Source organism: Bradyrhizobium sp. MI1.11, assembly GCF_055811255.1.
Map to the genome: position 1 here is coordinate 27,157 of NZ_JBVVPM010000059.1, position 20,746 is coordinate 47,902.

A 20,746-nucleotide genomic window follows, 5' to 3' on the forward strand; every position below is an offset into this window, starting at 1 on the left:
GTGTTCCCGCCTTTATGCTTCCAATTGCTTGCCGAGCGGAAGGCTGCGGATGCGCTTTCCGGTCGCGGCGAAGATGGCGTTCATCAGCGCCGGCGCGAATGGCGGGACGCCGGGCTCGCCCACGCCGCTCGGCGGCGTGTCGGATCCTGGCGGCACGATGTAGACGTTGGTCACAGCAGGGGATTCGTCGATCCTGAGGACCTGGAAGTCGTCGAAGTTCTTCTGCTGCACCTTGCCGTCCTTGAAGGTGATCTCGCCGTATTTGGCCAGACTGAGCCCCATGATCGCCGCGCCCTCGATCTGGGAGGCGATGCGCTCGGGGTTGACATAGGTGCCGCAGTCGATGGCGGTGTCCACCCGCGGCACGGTCAGCTTGCCCTTGTCGTCGACGGCCACCTCGACGATGGTCGCGATATAGCTGACGAAGCTGCGGTGCACTGCGATGCCGAGGCCATGGCCCTTCGGCACCTGACGGCCCCATTCGCCCTTCTCGGCGACCAGCTCGACCACCTTGCGCAGGCGCGCGGTGTCGATCGGATAGCTATCCATCGGTTCGCCGTAGTTCCACATGTCCTTCACAGCAGGCTTGACGATGCGCGGGCTGCCGATCAGCGCGAGCAGCGTCTCCTTCTGGTCGCGGCCGGTTGCATGGGCGATCTCGCCCACCATCGACTGGACCGCGAAGGCGCGCGGGATGTTCGAGACCGAGCGGAACCAGCCGATGCGGGTGAACGCCGCGGCCTCCGGGTTCTCGCAGGAGATGTTGGCGATCTCGAAGGGCATGTCGACGAGGCCCATGCCGAGCTCGAAAGGCGCCTGGTGCTTTGCATCTGCCGCAAACGTCGAGCCGATGCTCGGGGCCACGCTGCGATGGCGCCACGCGATCACCTTGCCGCTTTTGTCGAGCCCCGCCTCGATCCGTTCCACGGAGACCGTGTGCAGGAAATCGTGGCGGACGTCGTCCTCGCGCGTCCACTGCACCTTGACCGGGACGCCGAGCTCCTTCGACAGCAGCGCGGCCTCGAGCGCAAAGTCGCATTTCGACTTGCGGCCGAAGCCGCCGCCGAGCAGCGTGACGTTGACGGTGACATTGCCCTCGGGAATGCCGAGCGTCTTCGCAACGTCCTCGCGCGTGCCGCCCGGGCTCTGCACCGGCGCCCAGATCTCCGCCTTGTCGCCCTTGACGTCGGCGACCGCCACCGGCGGCTCCATGCTGACATGGGCAAGATGCGGCAGATAATATTCGCCGACGACGACCTTGTCGGCGCCCTTCAGAGCAGCCTCGGCGTCGCCTTCCTGGCGCACGACAAGGCCCGGCTTGCGCGAGGCCTCCTCGAGCTCCTTGCGGTAGGCGACGGAATCGTATTTGCCGTTGGCGCCGTCGTCCCAGGTCAGCTTCAGCGCGTCGCGTCCCTTGATCGCCGCACCGGTGTTGCGCGCAATCACGGCAACGCCGCCGAGCGGCTGGAATTTCGACGGCCACGGCCAGCCACGCACCTGCATCACCTTCTCGACACCGGGGACCTTCAACGCCGCGTCCGGATCGAACGAGACCAGCTTGCCGCCGGTCACTGGCGGGCGCGCGATCACGGCATACTTCATGCCAGGCAGCCGGATGTCGGCGCCGTAACGCGCCTTGCCGGTGGTAATGTCGTGGAGATCGACGATGCCGATCTGGCCCTTGCCGAGATAGCGGAAGTCCTTGGGGTCCTTCAGCTTGAGCCCTTCGATGCTCGGCACCGGTTCCTTGGCGGCATCGGCTGCGAGCTCGCCGAAGCCAAGCTTGCGGCTCGTTGCGCTGTGGACGACCTCGTGATTGACGGCCTTGACCTCGGTTGCCGGCACACCCCAGCGTTTCGCGGCGGCTTGCTCCAGCATGGTGCGGGCGGAGGCACCGATCTGGCGCATCGGCATCAAATAATGCCGCGTGCTGCGCGAGCCATCGGTGTCCTGGTTGCCGAACTTGACCTCGTCGCCATGGGCCTGCTCCACCTTGACCCTGGCCCAGTCGGCTTCCATCTCCTCGGCCACGATCAGCGGCAGGCTGGTGCGCACGCCTGTGCCCATCTCGGCGCGGTGAGCAAGGATAGTGACGGTGCCGTCGGGTGCGACCGCGACGAATACGCGCGGATCGACCACGACGCCGTGCGGCATCTTGCCGGCGCCGGTCTCGTAGGCGAACGCCTGGCGCGACATCACGGGCGCCGCGAGCACGAAGCCGCCTGTGATGCCGAGCCCCTTCAGGATGCTGCGGCGCGAAACCTTCTCGACCTTGATGTTCTTCTCGAAGCCACGAAGCTTCTTCGGGTTGTCGATGAAATTCATGTCACACTCCCGTCGATGCGAGATGGACCGCATTCTCGATGCGCTGGTAGCAGCCGCAGCGGCAGATGTTGCCGGACATCGCTTCGCGGATCTGGTCGTGGGACGGCTTTGGGTTGTCCATCAGCAGCGCAGCCGCCTGCATGATCTGGCCCGCCTGGCAGAAGCCGCATTGGGGAACGTTGACTTGGCGCCAGGCCTTCTGCACCGGATGATCACCGTTCGGATGCAGTCCCTCGATCGTCGTGATCTCGCGGCCGGCGACGTCGTTGATCGACGTGATGCAGGCGCGCACGGCTTCCTTGTCGACGATGACAGTGCAGGCGCCGCACAGGGCCTGGCCACAGCCGAACTTGGTGCCGGTCAGACCGGCCTCGTCGCGCAGGAACCAGAGTAGCGGGAGATCCGGGTCGCCGTCCCAGCTCTGTTCCTGGCCGTTGATCTTCACCTTGATCATGATCGTCCCTCGCTCTTCATAAGCTTGTTGATTTCAGATTTTCCAGATGCCGGTCGGTGCAATGTCCGCTGCGCGGCGTCGCATTCCAGCGGTCATCCCGCGCGGGCAGATCCCGGCAGGACTCAGGAATGCCAATGTCATGTCCGGATGTGTTCGATACCTCCCGTCGTGTTCTTGATTATTGAATTTGCGCGGCATCGTCACGTCGCGATCTTAGCAAGGATCGCTTCGGTCTAGCATTCACAGCCAAGTGTTCTCTAGTCAGCTGTTCTCGATGGGAAAAGATTGCAACGAAGGTTTGTCAAAAGCAGGGCGCCGCATCTCGCCGCGCGCATCTCGATATGGGGGACAACGAAAAAAAGCTTCGTCCGCCAGAACACCTGTGCGGACGAAGCAGGATGCCTCAGTCGAGGGAGGGAGAAACGCAAGCGCCGCGCACTTCAAGCGGGAAGTGGTGGCCCTGCGCAGTCATTCAGAGACCAGGACTGAGGGAGCTGACGGCCCCCACACAGGTGCAGTCGAGAAGCGGCGGCATCGCCGCGATCGTCCCGGCCGGCTCCGTCCGCTCGCTGGGTGTGGTGGAACCAGCGAGCGAATGGGGCGCGGCAAACGTCAGGCGGCCTTTGCTCAGGCGGCCTTGGCTTTCGCGACGTGGGTCGCGATCGCGTCCATCAGCGCCGGCGACAGGCAGTCATAGGGCTCAAGTCCAAGCTCCTTGAACCGAGCCCGTATTCCGCCCATCTGCTCCGGCTTCACGCCCGATTCGATCACCGACGAGACGAAGGCGGCGAATTGCGGCGCCTGCGAACCCTGCTCCTGGAACAGTTCGGGGTGAATGAAATCGAGGCCGTAGAACGGGTGACCCTTGTTCTCGATGCGGCCGTACATATGCGTACCGCAGGCCTTGCACGCGTAGCGCTGGATCGCCGCCGATGGATCGACGATCTGGAGCTTGTCGCCGTTCTCGAGCACGGTGACGTTCTGGCGGGGTACCACGGCGACGACGGAGAAATTAGCGCCCTGCGGTTTCCAGCACTTGGTGCAGCCACAGGCATGGTTATGCGCGACGTCGCCCTTGACGGCGACCTTGACCTGATGGTCGCTGCATTTGCATACGAGCGTGCCGCCGGCGAAGCTGCCGCTGCCCTGTTTGATGCCGTTATCGATCGAGGGATGGAGTGCAACAGTCATGGGTCGATCCTCCTTGGGGTGACGCTTTTCGAGCTAGAACACGACGACTGAACGGATCGATTTACCCTCATGCATCAGGTCGAAGCCTTTGTTGATGTCTTCGAGCTTGAGCGTGTGGGTAATCATCGGGTCGATCTGGATCTTTCCGTTCATGTACCAGTCGACGATCTTCGGCACGTCGGTGCGGCCCCGCGCGCCGCCGAAGGCGGTGCCGCGCCAGTTTCGCCCGGTGACGAGCTGGAACGGGCGGGTAGCGATCTCCTTGCCGGATTCGGCAACGCCGATGATGATCGAGGTGCCCCATCCACGATGGCAGGCCTCCAGCGCCTGGCGCATCACCGTGGTGTTGCCGGTGCAGTCGAAGGTGTAGTCGGCGCCGCCGTCGGTCAGGGTCACGAGATGTGGGACGATGTCGCCGGTGATCTTCTTGGGATTGACGAAATCGGTCATGCCGAACCGGCGTCCCCATTCCTCCTTGGAGTCGTTGATGTCGACGCCGATGATCTTGTCCGCGCCAGCCATCTTGGCGCCCTGGATCACGTTCAGGCCGATGCCGCCGAGCCCGAACACGACCACGTTGGAGCCCGGCTCGACCTTGGCGGTGTTGACGACGGCACCGACGCCGGTGGTGACGCCGCAGCCGATGTAGCAGCTCTTGTCGAACGGCGCGTCCTCGCGGATCTTGGCGACCGCGATCTCCGGCAGCACGGTGAAGTTCGAGAAGGTCGAGCAGCCCATATAGTGGTAGATCGGCTTGCCCTTGTAGGAGAAGCGGCTGGTACCGTCGGGCATCACGCCTTTGCCCTGCGTCGCGCGGATCGCGGTGCAGAGATTGGTCTTCTGGCTAAGGCAGCTTTTGCATTGCCGGCATTCCGGCGTGTAGAGCGGGATGACATGGTCGCCCGGCTTCACCGAGGTCACGCCAGGACCGATCTCGCGAATGATGCCCGCGCCCTCATGGCCCAGGATCGACGGGAAAATTCCCTCGCTGTCGAAGCCGTCGAGCGTGTAGGCGTCGGTATGGCAGATGCCCGTCGCCTTGACCTCGACCAGGACTTCGCCGACCTTCGGTCCTTCCAGATCGACTTCGACGATCTCGAGCGGCTTCTTGGCTTCGAAAGCGACGGCGGCACGTGTCTTCATCTTAAGCTCCTCAAATTCCAGCAGGGCGCCAAGAACCAGGTCCTGGTCGGGCTCCGCTCGTTCACTTCTTGCCCATGCACGAATCTTCGTTCTTGGTATAGGCGTCGTTCTTGTCCTCGTGCTTGCCGGGTCTTGTGCGGCCCCAGGCCTCGTTGGATCGGGCGCGCAGATAGACGTAGAGATCGTCCATGTAGCAGGCGACGTTCGGGTTATCGCCGAAAGCCGGCATCACGTTCTCTGCGGCAGTCGAGATGTTCTTGCGGCCGGAGGCGACGACGCCGAGAAAGTCGGCATAGCTCATCGTCTTCAGCGAATCCTTCAGCGCCGGGGCGTAGGTCGAGCCCATGCCATCCGGGCCGTGACACACATGGCAGTCCGAGTGATAGCGGCGGTATCCGGAATAGGTGTACCAGTCGACGGATCCGTCGGTGATCTTATAGGTTGGATTGCCTTCCTTGTCGGACCATTCGCCGGTTTCGTTCTGCTTGACGGCAGTCGGATCGCCTGAGCCGTCCGCGACGGCAATTCCCCCGGACGCGACCAAGAACATCGCAGCAATGGCAGAGCAGATTTTACGCAAGAGATTTTCCTCGGAAGGCATTCGGTGAGACGAGCCGGCGCGTGGAGTTGATCCACGCGCCGGAGCGATGCTGAGAGGCCTAGTTGGGCAGCGAGAACACGGTCAGCGTTCCGCCGAGTGCCGTGTAGTTGCTGAGCGCCGCGTAGCCACCGACTGCGCCGAGACCGGCGGTCGGATCGGTCAGGCCTGCCGCCAGACCGATACCGGCCCAGCCGCCCACGCCCGAGAGCACTGCGACATACTGCTTGCCGCCGTTCTCATAGGTGGTGACGTTGCCGATGATGCCGGAGGGAGTCTTGAACTTGTAGAGCTCCTTGCCGGTCTTGGCGTCGACTGCCTTCAGGTAGCCTTCGAGCGTTCCGTAGAACACCACGTTGCCTGCGGTTGCGAGCGCGCCCGACCAGACCGAGAACTGCTCCTTGTTCGACCAGACGATCTTGCCGGTCTTGCCGTCCCAGGCGATGAAGTTACCCATGTGGGTTTCACCCTGCGGCGGATACATCGAGAGCGTCGCGCCCACATAGGGCTGGCCCGCAGTGTAGCTCACCTTGAACGGTTCGTAGTCCATGCAGACGTGGTTGGTCGGAACGTAGAACAGCTGCGTGTCCGGCGAGTAGGCCGCCGGCTGCTCGTCCTTGGTGCCGAGCGCGGCCGGGCAGATGCCCTTCACGTTGTGGTCCTCGCCCGCCTTGTCGGTCGAAGCGGTGTCGAGCACCTTCGGGCGGCCGTAGGTGGCCGAGTTCTTGTCCATATCGACGCCGGAGGTCCAGTTCACCTTCGGATCGTACTTTTCGGCGACCAGGAGCTCACCGGTGGCACGATCGAGCGTGTAGCCGAGGCCGTTACGATCGAAGTGCGTCAGCAGCTTGCGCGGCTGGCCGTTGATGGCCTGGTCCGAGAGGATCATCTCGTTGACGCCGTCATAATCCCACTCGTCGTGGGGCGTCATCTGATAAACCCACTTGGCTTGGCCGGTGTCAGGGTTGCGAGCCCAGATCGTCATCGACCATTTGTTGTCGCCGGGACGCTGCTTCGGATTCCAGGTCGAGGGATTGCCCGATCCGTAGTAGACGAGGTTCAGCTCGGGATCGTAGGAGATCCAGCCCCAGGTGGCGCCGCCGCCGATCTTCCACTGATCGCCTTGCCAGGTCTTGAGGCTGGAGTCCTTGCCAATCGGCTTGCCGAGCGCGGTGGTCTTCTCTGCATCGACCAGGATTTGATCATCCGGTCCTTCGGAGTAGCCGCGCCAAGCCAGCTTGCCCGTCTTGATGTCGTAGGCGGTCATATGGGCTTGAACACCGAACTCGCCGCCGGAGATGCCGATCAGCACCTTGTCCTTGACGACCATGGGGGCCGAAGTACCGGTCTCGCCCTTGCTGGCGTCGCCGTTCTTCGCGGTCCATGCCACCTGACCGCTCTTGGCATCGAGCGCGACGAGCGTGGTGTCGGCCTGATGCAGGAAGATCTTGCCGTCGCCATAGGCCAAGCCGCGGTTGACCGTGTCGCAGCACATCACCGGGATCACATTCGGATCCTGCTTCGGCTCGTACTTCCAGACGATCTTGTTCTCGTTGGAAAGGTCAATAGCGTAGACCTTGTTCGGGAACGGCGTGTGGACGTACATCATGTTGCCGATGATCAGCGGGCCGCCTTCGTGGCCGCGCAGCACGCCGGTCGAGAAGGTCCAGGCGACCTGGAGCTTGCCTACGTTTTGTGCGTTGATCTGGTTCAGCTTGGAATAGCGGGTGTTGGCGTAGTCCCCCGTCGGCATCACCCAGTCTTTCGGGTTCTGCGACATCTTGAGCACTTCGTCGTTGGCCGACGCGCTGCCGACGGCGAGGGCCGCCGCGGAGCCAAGATAGGCCGCGAGTAGTACCTTGCGCATAGTCATTCCTCCATTGGTCTCGTTTATTGTTTCCGAAGCATTGCTTAATCGCCGGGCTTTTCGTCCGGCGTCTGCTCGTGCAGGGCGGTCACGATTGGGACCAGAAACGATGCTGTGGTGTTTCCTCCTCCTGATGAGAGCCACGGGTCCACGTGCGGAGCGGCCCGTTCTTGTTGTTCCTGATGCAATCCCTAACGACTTCGTTATCGGGAAACTTGCCCAAGAGAGAAGCTGGTTTGCTTGACAGCGCACGGCCGCGAAGATTTTGATTTTGCAGTAGCGAATTCAGCGGCTTCCGCAGCGCTTTGGGACCGTCTCCCACGCTTAGGTTCCCCTTGACGGCGCTGCAACTAAGGCGGAGGATTAACTTACAAGGGTGGCATTGGAACGACGGCGCTCGTTCTGGAAGATCGCTCAAAATCGAGGTAAACGTCACGCAATCACGGTTCAGGGCTCCGGCAGCGCGGCTCGCGATTCGCGTCAAATCTCCGGATCAAACCAGTGGCTGGATTAATGTCCGACACGATTCACACGCTCTCGACGACGGGAATGACGCCGAAACGTCAGATCCAAAGCTGGATCGACGGGCTGACGAGCCTGTGCGGGCATTTCGACGTCGATCCGCTCGAAGCGTCTTCGCTCGAAGGCCGCATCGACTACACCAGCGTCTCGCGCCTGAAGCTCTGCCAGATCGAGGTCAGCCAGCATCGGATTGCGCACACGCTGGCGCGCGCCAAGGCCAATGAACACCCGTATATCAAGATCCACTTCCAGACTTACGGTGTGTCCTATTTCGAGCAGGAAGGCCGCCACATCGAGCTGAACCCGGGCGACATCATCGCCTATGACGTCTCCTGTCCGCATTCGATCATCAGCCCCGCTTTCACGCGCCACGACGTGGTGATCGTGCCGAAGGCGCTGCTGCGCGACCGCGGATTCCCGTCGCAGCGAATGCCCGCCTGCAAATTGACCTCACGCACCGGGACGGGGCGGATCGCCCATGATTTCGTCCATGCGACCTTCGACGAGGCGGCGAAGCTGTCGGCGAACAGTGCGGTCGGCGTCGCCGATTCGCTGATCGACCTCTTGCTGCTGCCGCTGCGCGAGGCCGACACGATGCTCGATCGCGTCGGGCCCGAAGCGACCTATGTGCGCGCGCAGTTCTTCATCCGCGAGCATTTGCGCGATCCGGATCTGTGCATCGACCAGATTTCAGGCGAGCTCGGCTGCTCCAAGCGTTATCTGCACATGCTGTTCTCGGAGCGCGGCACCACGGTGAGCGACTACATCTGGCAGGCGCGTCTTCAGAATTGCCGCCAGGAGCTCGAGGCCCACGCCGGCAAGACCATCACCGACGTCGCATTCTCCTGGGGCTTCTCCAGCTCATCGCATTTCAGCCGGGTGTTCCGGAAATATTTCGGCGTGGTGCCGTCCTCGATCCACAAGGCGCAACAGGGCGCGGTTGCGGCGGACGAGCACTAGGCAAACGCCAGGTTCGGCGTCGACGACAGCGGTTGCCCCTCACGCGCCCGCGATGTCTCTCACGCCGATATCGCGATGTAGGGAATGCTTATCAGGAGAGCGGCGAGCAGCACCGCGTTGCCCAGCATCCCGCTCCAATGCAGCCGGCGCAGCCGACGCGGGGCCTCGGCATCGCCGGCGTCCGTGGCGCTGAGCTGCTCGTCCATCCGCTGCATGAACCCGCGGCGTCCGTAGATCGCCAAGGCTGCAAGGAGGCCGACGCCCATCGCTGCGACCAGACGACCGTCGAGCAGGAAAGCTACTGCTCCGATAATTCCGGCAACGCGCATCACCAGAAAATGGGCATTGAACATTCCGCGCAAAAGCTGGGCGACGGGCTGGATATCCAGCTTCACCAGTAGGAAGGCCGGAGACGCCAGCGTGAAATAGCCCATCGGAAACAGCAGGATGATCATGACGGCTACGGCAACGCCATCCGGTGTCATGGGATCGGCCTTTCTCGTCCGCGCCGGTGAGACCTTCCCAGCAGCGTCGCACAATCATAGCGGGAAAATACGTTTCCGGCACTAGGCTTTGGTCGGATGTTGCGCCGCGAAGGGCGTCTTGTCTCCCGGTTCAGGAGGGCTCGAGGCCGAGCGACCGCGCGCTCTCGATCCAGATCGGCAGCTCGCGCTGATATAGGGCGTTGGTGTCCTTGAAGCCGATCGCGGGTTCGAGCACGAACGTGTTGAGAACCTCCTTCACCTTCGGGTCGTTGTTGGCAGCGACGCAAAGCTCCGCCAAGCGGTCGACGACCGGTTGCGGTGTAGCCTTCGGCACGGCCCAGCCGGAGAAGCCGCTAACGGTGAAGAATTTCGACGTCGCGCCCTGCTCGGGGAGGGTCTTGATATCGGGGATGGCGTCGACCTTCTTCGAATGCACCGCGAACACGGTGCCACGGTCGCTCTGCAAAACCGACTGCGCTGCCGTGTAGCTGCCCATGGCCACATCGAGCGTACCTTCCAGCATGCCCGTCCACATCGGGGCTTCGCCGCGATAGTGGATCGGCTCGATGGCAAGGCCATACTGTTTGTTGAGCTCGTGGACCGTCATATGCGGAGCCGAGCCCGCACTATAGGTGCCGAAGTTGACCTTGCCGCTTTTGCGCGCGAAGGCGACGAAATCCTCCAACGTCTTGACGCCGGTTTTCGGGTTCGCCACCAGCAACAGGCCGGCGCCCGGAATGACGCTGACGAGCGTCAAATCCTTGTCCATGTCGTAGCCGGGAGTCTTCATCACCACCCGGTTCATGATGTAGGTGGTCGAGATCGAGCACAGGATGGTGTGGCCGTCGGGCTCCGCGCGGGCGACCTCCGCCGTCCCGATCGCGCCCGCGGCACCGGGCTTGTTCTCGACGACGACGGTCTTTCCAACCTGCTTGGCAATGAATTCACCATAGGCGCGCGCGAGCAGATCGGTCTGTCCGCCGGCGGGATAGCTGCAAATCATGCGGATCTGCCGCGATGGCCACGCAGCCTGCGCCGAGGCGCCGCGCGAGACGAAAGGCATCACGAGTGTGGTGGTGCCGGCGGCGATGAAGTGGCGGCGATCGAGTTTTGCGGACATGATTCTCTCCCGGGTTGTCGCCGACGGTACTGCATCGGGTCGCCTCTGCCATGGGTGGCTGGCGAGACAGATTGGCGCATTCGACGGGCCGCGCTGTGCCTATTCGGGCGTCATCCGGACAATCGCACTTTTCGCATGACACGCAGCCAGACGATTTCAGTCAGGGCTACCGCAAGCAAGCCGAAGGTGCCGCCGATCAGCACGTTGACGATGCGCTCCTCCGCGATGCCGCTGGCGCTGCCGGCGAAGGAAGCGGCCAGCGCGATGAAGAAGCAGCGCAGGCCGAAGCCGACGATGTAGCGGGAGAACGCGATCAGCGTGAGGGTGGCCGCGAGAACCGCGAGCGCATAGCCGACGCGGCTTTGCGGCAGCACCATGCCGGCGAGGAAACCGAGCGGCACGCCGGCGACGGCGCCAATCGCCCGCTGCTTCAGCTTGCCGGTCGAAGCGGCGAGATCGCCGACCACGACGCTTGCGGCCGACCACATCACCCATTGGCCCTGCGCGAGCTCGAGGATCTCGACCAGCGCCGCCGCAGCGAACACTGCAAGGGCGGTTGCCGCCGCGGGCACAAACCACTCGGCCGCGGGCGCTCCGAACGAGGTCGCGGCATCGCCGCACCGTCGCTGGTCGTAAATCCGGATGGCGCAGACCAGAGCCAGCGCGATCGGAGAGGACACGATGATCATGCCGGCATGGCGCAGGGCTTCCGAGGCGCTCACGCCCTCCCGCACCTCGCAGGCGAGATACACGGCGGGGATGAACACCCAATTCCCGAGCGTGCGGAAATGTTCGCCATGGCGTGTCACCGCGACCGCAAGGAATCCGGCGAGCGCCGTCAGCACTGCGAATAGCGGCTTGATCGGGGCGGCAAGGAAGAGCGCGGCAAAAGTGAGGAGGATGGCAATGTAGTAACATACGATAACCTTCGGCGGCAGGTGCAGCCGTAGCGCCGGAATGAGCAGCGAGACCGCGACCAACCCGAGATTCAGCAGCGCCGTCTCGCGCGCGACGAAATAGGCGGCGACCATCGGGCCGACGACGATCAGCGCCCGCACCAGCTCGCCGGTCTTGATTTCGCGCGAGAGCAGATCGCGCAGGCCTGCTGCGGAAGGATTCACGATGCCACCAGATTGCCGAATGAAAACGGCGGTATCATAGGGTGCAGAATGTCGCCGAGCCAGCGATGGTTGTAGTGGGCCCATCGCCGACCACTTTATCCGTCATTCCGGGAGCCGGACGCTCCGGTCACCGCTGAATGATCTTCATCCAGACGTCGCCGAGGATTGCAGGCTCCTGCGGCGGCAGATAGCTCAGCCCCGCCTGCCTGCCGAATTCGGCGATCTTGCCCTCGGCGGCAAGCCCGCTCAGCGCCTTGTTGACGGCGTCGATCAGCGCGGGATCGCTGGCCAGCCCGACATAGCCGCGATTGGCCCCGATCGGATAGTAGTAGCCGGACGCGGTGATCGCCGTATCGGGGTGCGCGGCGCGATGGGCGTCGAGGCGGCCGAGGTCGATCAGCGTCGCGTCATAGTCGCCACGGGCAAGTGCGCCGAGAAGATCATCGCGGCCGGGGACGAGATGCGTGATGTCGTCGATCAGGCGCCCCTTGTCGAAGGTCATGAGGATCGCATCGCCGAGCGAGCCGCTCTCGATGACCAGGCGCAGGCCGGCGAGGTCGCCGATGTCGCCGATCTTGCGACCCCGCGCCTTGGGTCCGAGCACGACTGTCATCGGCGAGTAGACATAGGGCTGGCTCGGCGCGAGCACGCCGAGCGCGACGCGGCGGCGTCGGTCGTCGCGGGTGGCGCCGGCAAAATCCGGCAAGCGCGCCGTTTTCATGCCGGGCTTGACGAGGGAGTCCGTCGTCAGCGCATAGCCGCCGACGAGCGAGCAGCGCCCGTCGGACAGCAGCGCATTGGCCTCGAGCTGCGGGCTCGAATCCTCGTCCAGCTTGCTCTCGAACCACTGGATCGTCAGCGGTCGTCCGAGCCGGTCGGCGATCGCCTGCGCCAGCAGCACGTCGAAACCAGAGTCCGGCTTGCCCTTGTGGTGCACCGACAGCGGCGGCCGGTCCTCGTCGAGGCAAATCCCGAGCGGATCGTCGGCCGCGCGTGCAGCCGCGGCCGCCGCCGCGAGGATCGCGGCAATGCTCCAAGCGGCCAGCCAGCGCCTCATGGTTTTCTCCGGCTCGAGATGAAGGCCCAGAGATTCCCGATCTCCTCGTCGCTGAGAATGTCGGCCCAGGGCGGCATCTTGTTGTTCTTGCCGTTCTTCACGGTGGTGACGAAGCGCGTCTTGTCGTCGGGGAAGGCGCGCAGGTCCGGCGTGATGGTGCCGGGGTTCATCATGTTGGGGCCGTGGCAGTGCGAGCATTTCTCGGCATAGGTCGACTTGCCGTGGTCGATCTGTGCCTGCACGGGATTGCCGGTTGAATCATCCGCGGCACGAACCGTCGCCGCAAGCGCGACCGTCAGCACCGCGACGGTGGCGAGGGTCGCCACCGTCTTGTGAGATAGCTTTCTCAGCATCGTGCCGTGGTTATTGCTTGACCGCAAAAACCCAAAGCGAGCCGCCGGGCGGGACTTTGGCCAGCCGTTCGTCGCCGGAGAACAGCGAGTAGACGCCGCCATAGCCGCTCGTCACGGCGACATACTGCACGCCGTCCTGCTGCCAGGTCACCGGTTGTCCCTCGATGCCCGAGCCGGTCTGGAACTGCCAGAGCTTCTTGCCGGTGTCGGCATCGAAGGCCTCGAACTCGCCGGTCAGCGCGCCCGAGAACACGACGCCGCCCGCGGTCGACAGCACGCCGGAGAAGCGCGGGATGTCGCTTGGTGCTTCCCACTTCGCCTTGCCGGTCATGGGATCGATCGCCTTCAGATGACCGCGCGGGCCGTCACCCCATTCCCAGAGATCGGTGAGGTCCATGCCGAGATACCATTCACCCTGCTTGAAAGTGGCGGGTTCGGTCTTGTACCTGCCGCCGAAGGCGAGCGTGTTGGCATAGGCGAGGCCGGTCTGCGGATTGAACGACATCGGCTCCCAGTTCTTGCCGCCGAGGATCGACGGGTAGACGGTCACCTTCTTGCCCTCACGCGCGTCCTTCGAGACGTCGGTCTCGATGGGACGTCCGGTCTTCATGTCGATTCCCGTCGCCCAGTTGACCTTCACGTAAGGATTGGCCGCGAGCAGCTTTCCGTTGGTGCGGTCGAGCACGTAAAAGAAGCCGTTGCGGTTGGCATCCATCAGCACCTTGGTCGGCTTGCCCTCGACGTTCATGTCGGCGAGGACCATCTCGGCCACGCTGTCATAGTCGAACGGATTGTTCGGCGAGAACTGGTAGTGCCACTTGATCTTGCCGGTCTTGGGATCCATCGCCAGCACGGAGCAGGTGTAGAGGTTGTCACCCGGGCGCACCGCCGAGTTGAACGGTCCGGGATTGCCGATACCCCAATAGACCGTGTTCAGCTCGGGATCATAGGAGCCCGTAATCCAGGTCGAGCCACCGCCGAGCTTCCAGGTATCGCCCTTCCAGGTGTCGCTGCCGGGCTCATCGGGGGAGGGGATCGAATGGGTGCGCCACAGGTGCTTGCCTGTTGCCGGATCCCAGCCGTCGATGAAGCCGCGGGTGCCGAACTCGGCGCCGGAGATACCGGTGATCACGACGCCGTCGGCGACCAGCGGCGCCACCGTCATCGAATAGCCTTCCTTGATATCGGCAGCCTTCTGCCGCCACAGCTCCTTGCCGTCCTTGGCGTCGAGCGCGATCACGTTGGCGTCGAGCGTGGTGCGGAACACCTTGCCGTCATAGAGCGCGGCGCCGCGATTGATGATGCCGCAGCAGACGATGCGCGGCGTTTCGGCAGGATACTCGACCTTGGATTTCCAGATCTGCTTGCCGGTCTTGGCGTCGACCGCCATCGTCGCGTTGTGCGACGTCACGTAGATCACGCCCTGGTACACTAGCGGCTGCGATTCCTCGCTGCGATCATCGTTGAAAGAGTAGTTCCAGACCGGGACAAGGTTCTTGACGCTGTCCTTGTTGATCTGGTTCAGCGTCGAGAAACGCTGGAGATTGTAGCCCATTCCGTAATTGAGAACGTTCGATGTATCGGTCGCACCCTTGACCAGCTGCTCGCTGGTTTGTGCATTTGCACAAGTCGATGCAAGCATGACGAGGCTCGCGGCCATCGCAAAGCGTTTCATCCGTTCCTCCCAATGTGCGCGCCTATTGACGCTGCGGCAGCAACACTCCGCCCGAATGCAAAACGCGTCAATACGAAAGTCGTAGTTGCGACGCCGATCTGGTGGGCGGCGCGGGACGCCGGTCACCTGACGGAGAGCTGACAAGCAACTCTCACTTGTGCGCAGGCGCTGAAGAAATTCCGCGGCATGGAGCAGGGCGCGTGCGCCACGGCAATGGTCGGGCCGACGGGTTCCGCAAGTTGTACGGGCGTAGCCTGCAATTCGGGGCTTGAACCGAGGCTCGCTTGTGGACTTATGTCGTTTCGATCCGGCTCGAATCGGAGCTCTTGGTCTGGGAGGTTTTCATGATATCGCGTCGCTCTGTTGCACTTGCGCTCACGATTGCACTGATGTCCGGTCCGGCATGGTCGGCCTCCGGCAACGCGGTCAAGACGTTCGATACCGACAATGACGGCACGCTCGACCTTGCCGAGGTGAAGAAGGCGGCGACCGCGTTGTTCGCCAAGCTCGATCCCGATCATGACGGCACGCTTGACGCCCGCGAGTTGCGCGGACGGTTAACGGCGAAAGAACTCGCCGCCGCCGATCCCGATCGCGACGGGACTCTCACGCTCGACGAATATCTCTCCGTGGTGGAGCAGCGCTTCAACGCGGCGAATCCCGACAAGGATGGAACGCTGGATGCCAAGGAGCTGAACTCGCGCGCCGGCCGCGCGCTGCTGCGCTTGTTGCAGTGAGCGCCGCGCCGCTTGACTGGGAGCGAAGGCGAGTTGCCCGAGAGAGAAGTTTGCAAGCGCGATGCGACAGTTCGCTGTGTCGACGGCGCGATTCCCGACTTGCGCTGTGCCTGACGCAGCCCTAGGTTTTGGCCGGCGCGATGTCGCGCTCAATCCCTTGGGAGTCCCCGAATGGCCTGGAAAGCTCCGAAGATCGTGGAAGTGTCGGTCGGCATGGAAATCAACATGTACGCCTGCGCTTTGCGCAAGTAGGACCACAAGTAAGACTGCAAGTAAGACTTGCGACCTGCCGCGGCTTCGATGGCAACTACCATCGAAGCCGTGGTAGTGTCGGGGATGCGCGCGAGAGCCCTTACATTCTGGACCATAGCCGCCTGCACCGTCGCGCTCGCGCCGGCATGCGTCAGCGCCGAAGAGGGCTTTGATACCGAGCACATCTTCGGCTTCATGATCGGCACCGATGTCGGCAATCCCGGCGAGCGCGAATTCCAGACCCAGACGACAGGACGATTCGGCAAAGGCGGCGGGACCTATCGCGCCCTGTCGCAGGAGGTCGAGATAGAGATCGTGCCGCTGCCGAACTTCCGCATCGAGGTCGGCGGCACCGCCACGCTGCACGACATCACCGGCGTCCCCGATATCGGCGACCGCCGCCAGTTCAATTTCCAGGGCGCTTCGCTTGACCTGCGCTATCGCCTGCTCGATCGCGAGCGCGCGCCATTCGGGTTGACTGTCGCCGCCGAACTCCATGGCGATCGCATCGACGAGACTTCCGGCGCAAAAGGGCGGATGTACGGTACCGATTTCACGCTCGCCTTCGATCGCGAGCTGATCCCGAACTTCGCCATCGGCGCGCTCAACCTGATCTATCAACCCGAATGGGCGCGTTTCGAAATGGCGGGACTGTCCGAAAAGAGTTCGACCATCGGCGCGGCCTTCGCCGGCCTCGTCCGCGTGCGGCCCGATGTGCTGCTCGGCGGCGAGGTGCGCTACTTCCGGCAGTACGAAGGCATCGGCCTCGGCGAGTTCGCAGGACAGGCCCTCTTTGTCGGTCCGACTGCTTATTTCCAGCTTTCCGATCGCTCGCGCCTGACCATGAGCTGGAGCATGCAGGCCTGGGGCCGTCCGGCCGGATCGGGCGGCAATCTCGACCTCGTCAATTTCGAGCGCCACCAGGCGAGGCTGGTGTTTGGAGTTAATTTCTAGCGCTCGCGCCCCGGTTGCGGGGAGAGGCGATGGGGCAATTTCCGCTCGATTTCGCGTGGCCGGATTGAAACTTCCGGCTCCTCGGAGCGTAGCCTTTTGTGCTATTCTTCATCGGCTCTGCGAGGATCCCGGCATGAACCCGATCGACCTGGTGGTGACTGTGTGTGCGTTGCTCTCGCCTGCGACCTGCGAGGAGCAGCATCTGGTGTTCAACTATGCGGGGTCGCCGACGCAATGCGCGATGGCTGCGCCGCCCTATATCGCGCAATGGGTTGGCGACCATCCGAAGTGGCAAGCGGTGCGGTGGCGCTGCGAATATCCGCACCCGAACGATAAGGCGTGAAGAGCTGCGCCGCCTTCCCGGTCGCGACTGGCTTAGGTCCTCATCCTGATGAGCTTGCGAAGCAGGCGTCTCGAAGGATGGCCGTAGGTGACAGACGGGCCTGCATGGTTCGAGACGCGCGTTCCGCGCTCCTCACCATGAGGCGAAACGCTCGTAACGCAGCCCGCGTTATTTGCTGCAGTCCTTCAGATCCTTGTCGGCGATCGAGAACACCGCATCCGCCTTGATCTCGATGTCGCGCACGATGCACTGCCGTGCATTGGGATAGCTGACCCTGGCATCGTAGCGGCCGGGCTCGACGCCGGTGATGCGCAGCCGCTCGTCGTGATCGACCTCCTTGTCCTTGTCGTTCAAGCACTGGTTCGGCCCCCACTCGGTCTTCCCGGCCGGCGAGAGCTGGAAACCGGAGATCGTCTCCGTCGTCAGATTCCAGAGCCGGATACCCTTGCCTTTGGCCTGCGCGAGCGCCGCGCCGGGCATCGCAACCAACAGGATGCCGATCGCAATCAGCGTACGCCGCATGATGACCCTCCCGCGAAGATGTCGTTGATCCAATTGACCATGAGTTCTCATTTCGATTCAAGCTGCAACGCGGCGAGCTCGGCCCTGATCTTGCCGAGCTCGGCCTCGCTGCGCTCCGCGCGCGGGATGGCAATCGGCACCTCGCGCACGATGCGCGCCGGTCGCGGCGATAGCAAGAACAGGCGGTCGCCGAGCCGGATCGCATCATCCAGGCTGTGGGTGACGAGCAACGTCATCACCGGACGGCGCGCCACCAGCGTCGCGATCTCGTCGCGCAAACGGCCGGCGAGTGCGTCGTCGAGCGAGGCGAGGGGCTCGTCGAGCACGAGCAGGTCAGGCTCCACCGCAAAGGCGCGGGCGAGCGCGACGCGCCGGGCGAGGCCCAGTGACAATTCGCCTGGAAAATGACTGCGATGCGCGTCCAGCTCCAGGATCCTGAACAGCTCGGCGAGCTTGGCGTCGGTCACATCGGGTGCCGCAAGCCGTACATTCTGCTCGACCGAGCGCCATGGCAGCAGCCGCGGCTCCTGGAAAACCATGCCGATCCGCGCTTCCGGCGGGCGCGAGACGTGCCCCTCGAAATCGCGGTCGAGCCCGAGGATGATGCGCAGCATCGTGCTCTTGCCGCAGCCGGAGGGACCGATCAGCACGCCGACCTCGCCGGATTGAAGCGCGAATCTGACCGGCGCGAGCACCTCCTGCGTCCCGCCCGCGGCACTCTTGAAGCTCTTGCCTGTGATATCGACCTCAAGCCGCACGGGGTCGCCATCGTGTTGCGCGGGCTTCGAACGGTTGCACCAGCGCGGTCTCGATCACGAGCACGACGGCGGCGAAGGTCAGCGAATAGGCCAGCAGCCGCGGCGTGTCGAACAGCTGGAAAGCGACGCCGATCTCGAAGCCGACGCCGTTCGGCCGGCCCAGGAGTTCGGCGACCAGCACGATCTTCCACACCAGCGACAATCCGGAGCGGGCTGAGGCTGCGATATAGGGTGCCAGTTGCGGCAGCACGACGTGGCGGAACGCGCGCCAGCGCGGCATCGCGAACACGCTCGCCATCTCGTCGAGCGAGCGGTCGAGCGCGCGTGCGCCCTCGCGCAGGGTGACGATGGCGGTCGGCAGCTTGTTGATCGCGATCGCCGCGATCGCTGCGGCCTCGGTGAGGCCGGCCCAGATATAGGCCAGCACGATCACGACCAGCGCGGGCAGGTTCAGGAGCAGGATCAGCCAGGGATCGCCGAGCCGGTCGGCGAGCTTCACCCGTCCCATCAGATAGCCGATGGCGCTGCCGAGCGACATCGCCAGCACGAAGGCGAGGCTCACGCGGGCGAGCGTGGCGCCGAGATGCAGGAACAGCGCGCCGCTCGATGCTTCCGCGATGACGACGTCGAGCACGGCGGACGGAGAGGGCAGCTTTGCGGCGCCGACGAACAGGGCGGCTGTCCACCAGATCGCGAGCAACAGGGCAAACGACAGAAGACGCAGCACCTCAGTCTCCGGCAACTGCGTGATAGAACGTGCCGGGATCGAGCTCGGCAGCGGGGCCCACGAGGTCGCGTCCGCCGGTCTCGGCCAGCACGCGATAGAGCACGCGCGCGTCCTGTTCTTCGTCATCGATGCTCCGGCGCGGAATGCCGTCGCGATATCGCTCGCGATAGGTCTTCAGCAGGGTGGCATCGCTCGTGCCGGTGAGCGGTGCGATCTTGTCCCAGGCTGCATCCGAGGTCACCAGCAGCTGCTTGGCCTTGCGGGTCATCGCGATGAAGCGCGCCACCGCATCGCGATGACCTGCCGCCCAGCTTTCGTCGAAGACATAGCCGACTGCGGAGACCGCGCCCTTGGCGCCGAGTTTTGGCAATATGTCCTCGATGCCGGTGAGGCGTCTAAAGCCCTTGGCCTCCAGCTGTGCACAGAAATTCCAGAAGTTGAGGCTCGCATCCATCTCGCCGTCGAGCGCCTTGGCGGCGATCAGAGGCGGAGCACCATAGACGATGGTCGCCTCCGATTTCAGGTCGATGCCGTCCTGCTTCATGCGCGCCTGGAGCAGCTGCCAGCTCTTGTCGATGGGACCGCCGCCGACCGCCAGCTTGCGGCCCTTCAAATCAGCCAGCGACTTGATCGGCGAGGCGGCCGGCACCATCACCGCGCCGAGCGCGCTGGAATAGGGATAGAAGGTGAGCTTGGCGCCGAGCGTGCGCTCGCGCGACACCCACAGCCAGTCGGACAGGATGATGTCGGCATTGCCAGCGCGCAGGGCGATCTTGCCGGCCTCGGGGCTCGCAAGCTCGGTGACGTCGAGCGACAGGTCGGCCTCCTTGTCGAGGCCGCCGGCGCGGATCGCGGCCAGCTCCCAGGAGAATGTTCCGGTCTTCTGCACCGCAAGGCGAATCGTATCCGCGGCGCGGCCGGGCCCGGCTAGTGTCAGCGCCAGCGTCGTCGCGAGCGCCAATGATCGACCAAATGCTCTCATCACCTTGTGAGCCGTTTCCTCTGGTAGGGTGCTTTTCAGGACAATACGCATAGCATAGCTTCCGTCGCAACCAGCGGGAGGACGCTCATGAATCTGGCCGGACAGCTACGACCGATTGTCGCCGCATTGGCGGTGTGGGCTGCGACCGCGCTCGGTGCACAGGCTGAAGAGGCCAATGATTATCCGACGTCGGCGCGTGCCGAGTATGTCTATGGCTGCATGAAGGCCAATGGCGAGAGCCGGCAGGCAATCGAACAATGTTCCTGCTCGATCGACGTGGTGGCCTCGATCGTGTCCTATGAGCGCTACGTCACCGCCGAAACCGCGCTCAGCATGTCCCAGGTCCGCGGCAATCTTGGCGTCCAGTTCCGCACCTCGGAGCAGGCGAACTCGGCCGTGAATGATTTGCGGCGAGCACAGGCGGAAGCCGAGGTGAGGTGTTTCTAACACTTTCTTCCTTCTCCCCTTGTGGGCTTGTTGCGTAATCCGTCAATTGTGATTCTCTAAGGCAAAGCCTTGGAGGATGACGATGGCGGTGAAGCAGACGGGGCAGCCGAGTTTTATTGAGGCTTGGCTCCCGAAGGGAGCAGGTGCCAATGC

General features: G+C 63.6%; 22 protein-coding genes. 6 read left to right on the forward strand and 16 right to left on the reverse strand.

The window, feature by feature from the left end; all coding sequences use genetic code 11:
* Nucleotides 1-12: 12 nt before the first annotated feature.
* The 6 genes from AC0L30_RS35500 to xoxF5 all read right to left on the reverse strand — a co-directional run bounded on the left by AC0L30_RS35500 (nt 13) and on the right by xoxF5 (nt 7,578).
* Nucleotides 13-2,325 (reverse strand): xanthine dehydrogenase family protein molybdopterin-binding subunit, encoded by a 2,313-nt coding sequence (locus AC0L30_RS35500; protein ID WP_473406288.1) that lies wholly within the window; start codon nt 2,323-2,325, stop codon nt 13-15.
* Nucleotide 2,326: 1 nt separating this feature from the next.
* A complete protein-coding gene (locus AC0L30_RS35505; protein ID WP_007601363.1) occupies nt 2,327-2,779 on the reverse strand; it encodes a (2Fe-2S)-binding protein in 453 nt (150 codons plus the stop codon).
* Between the two features lie 627 nt (nt 2,780-3,406).
* Complete coding sequence (gene gfa / locus AC0L30_RS35510) at nt 3,407-3,970, reverse strand: S-(hydroxymethyl)glutathione synthase (RefSeq protein WP_354201188.1); 564 nt, start codon at nt 3,968-3,970, stop codon at nt 3,407-3,409.
* Between the two features lie 33 nt (nt 3,971-4,003).
* Nucleotides 4,004-5,113 carry an S-(hydroxymethyl)glutathione dehydrogenase/class III alcohol dehydrogenase gene (locus AC0L30_RS35515; RefSeq protein ID WP_007601365.1) on the reverse strand — a complete coding sequence of 370 codons (1,110 nt, stop codon included), beginning with the start codon at nt 5,111-5,113 and terminating at the stop codon, nt 4,004-4,006.
* A gap of 61 nt (nt 5,114-5,174) precedes the next feature.
* On the reverse strand, nt 5,175-5,663 hold the full coding sequence (locus tag AC0L30_RS35520) for a c-type cytochrome, methanol metabolism-related (protein ID WP_007601366.1): 489 nt from the start codon (nt 5,661-5,663) through the stop codon (nt 5,175-5,177).
* Between the two features lie 109 nt (nt 5,664-5,772).
* Nucleotides 5,773-7,578, reverse strand: coding sequence for a lanthanide-dependent methanol dehydrogenase XoxF5 (gene xoxF5 / locus AC0L30_RS35525; protein ID WP_007601367.1), 1,806 nt, complete (start codon nt 7,576-7,578; stop codon nt 5,773-5,775).
* Between the two features lie 513 nt (nt 7,579-8,091).
* On the opposite strand from xoxF5, the gene AC0L30_RS35530 reads away from it, so the two are divergent.
* A complete protein-coding gene (locus AC0L30_RS35530; RefSeq protein WP_007601369.1) occupies nt 8,092-9,060 on the forward strand; it encodes a helix-turn-helix domain-containing protein in 969 nt (322 codons plus the stop codon).
* A gap of 59 nt (nt 9,061-9,119) precedes the next feature.
* Here the strand turns inward: AC0L30_RS35530 and AC0L30_RS35535 are convergent, their stop codons facing one another.
* The 6 genes from AC0L30_RS35535 to AC0L30_RS35560 all read right to left on the reverse strand — a co-directional run bounded on the left by AC0L30_RS35535 (nt 9,120) and on the right by AC0L30_RS35560 (nt 14,871).
* A complete protein-coding gene (locus AC0L30_RS35535) occupies nt 9,120-9,545 on the reverse strand; it encodes a hypothetical protein (RefSeq protein ID WP_007601372.1) in 426 nt (141 codons plus the stop codon).
* Nucleotides 9,546-9,675: 130 nt separating this feature from the next.
* A complete protein-coding gene (locus AC0L30_RS35540) occupies nt 9,676-10,665 on the reverse strand; it encodes a Bug family tripartite tricarboxylate transporter substrate binding protein (protein WP_007601374.1) in 990 nt (329 codons plus the stop codon).
* 110 nt (nt 10,666-10,775) lie between these two features.
* A complete protein-coding gene (locus AC0L30_RS35545; RefSeq protein ID WP_473406289.1) occupies nt 10,776-11,786 on the reverse strand; it encodes an FUSC family protein in 1,011 nt (336 codons plus the stop codon).
* A 127-nt stretch (nt 11,787-11,913) separates the two neighbouring features.
* Nucleotides 11,914-12,843, reverse strand: coding sequence for a substrate-binding periplasmic protein (locus AC0L30_RS35550; protein WP_473406290.1), 930 nt, complete (start codon nt 12,841-12,843; stop codon nt 11,914-11,916).
* Complete coding sequence (locus AC0L30_RS35555) at nt 12,840-13,196, reverse strand: c-type cytochrome (protein ID WP_473406291.1); 357 nt, start codon at nt 13,194-13,196, stop codon at nt 12,840-12,842. Before AC0L30_RS35555 ends, AC0L30_RS35550 begins: the two co-directional genes overlap by 4 nt.
* Before the next feature lie 10 nt (nt 13,197-13,206).
* Nucleotides 13,207-14,871 carry a methanol/ethanol family PQQ-dependent dehydrogenase gene (locus AC0L30_RS35560; protein WP_473406292.1) on the reverse strand — a complete coding sequence of 555 codons (1,665 nt, stop codon included), beginning with the start codon at nt 14,869-14,871 and terminating at the stop codon, nt 13,207-13,209.
* A 344-nt stretch (nt 14,872-15,215) separates the two neighbouring features.
* Between AC0L30_RS35560 and AC0L30_RS35565 the strand changes: the two genes are divergently transcribed.
* From AC0L30_RS35565 to AC0L30_RS35580, 4 genes are all read left to right on the forward strand, one after another.
* Complete coding sequence (locus tag AC0L30_RS35565; RefSeq protein ID WP_007601381.1) at nt 15,216-15,608, forward strand: EF-hand domain-containing protein; 393 nt, start codon at nt 15,216-15,218, stop codon at nt 15,606-15,608.
* 171 nt (nt 15,609-15,779) lie between these two features.
* Complete coding sequence (gene pqqA / locus AC0L30_RS35570; RefSeq protein ID WP_035994375.1) at nt 15,780-15,860, forward strand: pyrroloquinoline quinone precursor peptide PqqA; 81 nt, start codon at nt 15,780-15,782, stop codon at nt 15,858-15,860.
* Between the two features lie 48 nt (nt 15,861-15,908).
* Nucleotides 15,909-16,814, forward strand: a complete 906-nt coding sequence (locus AC0L30_RS35575; RefSeq protein ID WP_473367355.1) for a hypothetical protein — start codon at nt 15,909-15,911, stop codon at nt 16,812-16,814.
* 133 nt (nt 16,815-16,947) lie between these two features.
* The gene (locus tag AC0L30_RS35580) at nt 16,948-17,157 is read left to right on the forward strand and encodes a hypothetical protein (protein WP_007601386.1); all 210 of its coding nucleotides are present in this window, start codon (nt 16,948-16,950) and stop codon (nt 17,155-17,157) included.
* 168 nt (nt 17,158-17,325) lie between these two features.
* Here the strand turns inward: AC0L30_RS35580 and AC0L30_RS35585 are convergent, their stop codons facing one another.
* Genes AC0L30_RS35585 through AC0L30_RS35600 form a run of 4 tightly spaced genes read right to left on the reverse strand, consistent with a single transcriptional unit; the run spans nt 17,326 to nt 20,146 of the window.
* Nucleotides 17,326-17,679, reverse strand: coding sequence for a hypothetical protein (locus AC0L30_RS35585; protein WP_007601387.1), 354 nt, complete (start codon nt 17,677-17,679; stop codon nt 17,326-17,328).
* A gap of 47 nt (nt 17,680-17,726) precedes the next feature.
* The gene (locus AC0L30_RS35590) at nt 17,727-18,437 is read right to left on the reverse strand and encodes an ABC transporter ATP-binding protein (RefSeq protein ID WP_007601388.1); all 711 of its coding nucleotides are present in this window, start codon (nt 18,435-18,437) and stop codon (nt 17,727-17,729) included.
* Nucleotides 18,427-19,164, reverse strand: a complete 738-nt coding sequence (locus AC0L30_RS35595; RefSeq protein WP_007601389.1) for an ABC transporter permease — start codon at nt 19,162-19,164, stop codon at nt 18,427-18,429. Before AC0L30_RS35595 ends, AC0L30_RS35590 begins: the two co-directional genes overlap by 11 nt.
* A gap of 1 nt (nt 19,165) precedes the next feature.
* Nucleotides 19,166-20,146: an ABC transporter substrate-binding protein gene (locus tag AC0L30_RS35600; RefSeq protein ID WP_354170570.1), complete on the reverse strand. Its 981-nt coding sequence runs from the start codon at nt 20,144-20,146 to the stop codon at nt 19,166-19,168.
* A gap of 87 nt (nt 20,147-20,233) precedes the next feature.
* On the opposite strand from AC0L30_RS35600, the gene AC0L30_RS35605 reads away from it, so the two are divergent.
* On the forward strand, nt 20,234-20,593 hold the full coding sequence (locus AC0L30_RS35605) for a hypothetical protein (protein WP_354170572.1): 360 nt from the start codon (nt 20,234-20,236) through the stop codon (nt 20,591-20,593).
* The last annotated feature ends 153 nt before the right edge of the window (nt 20,594-20,746 follow it).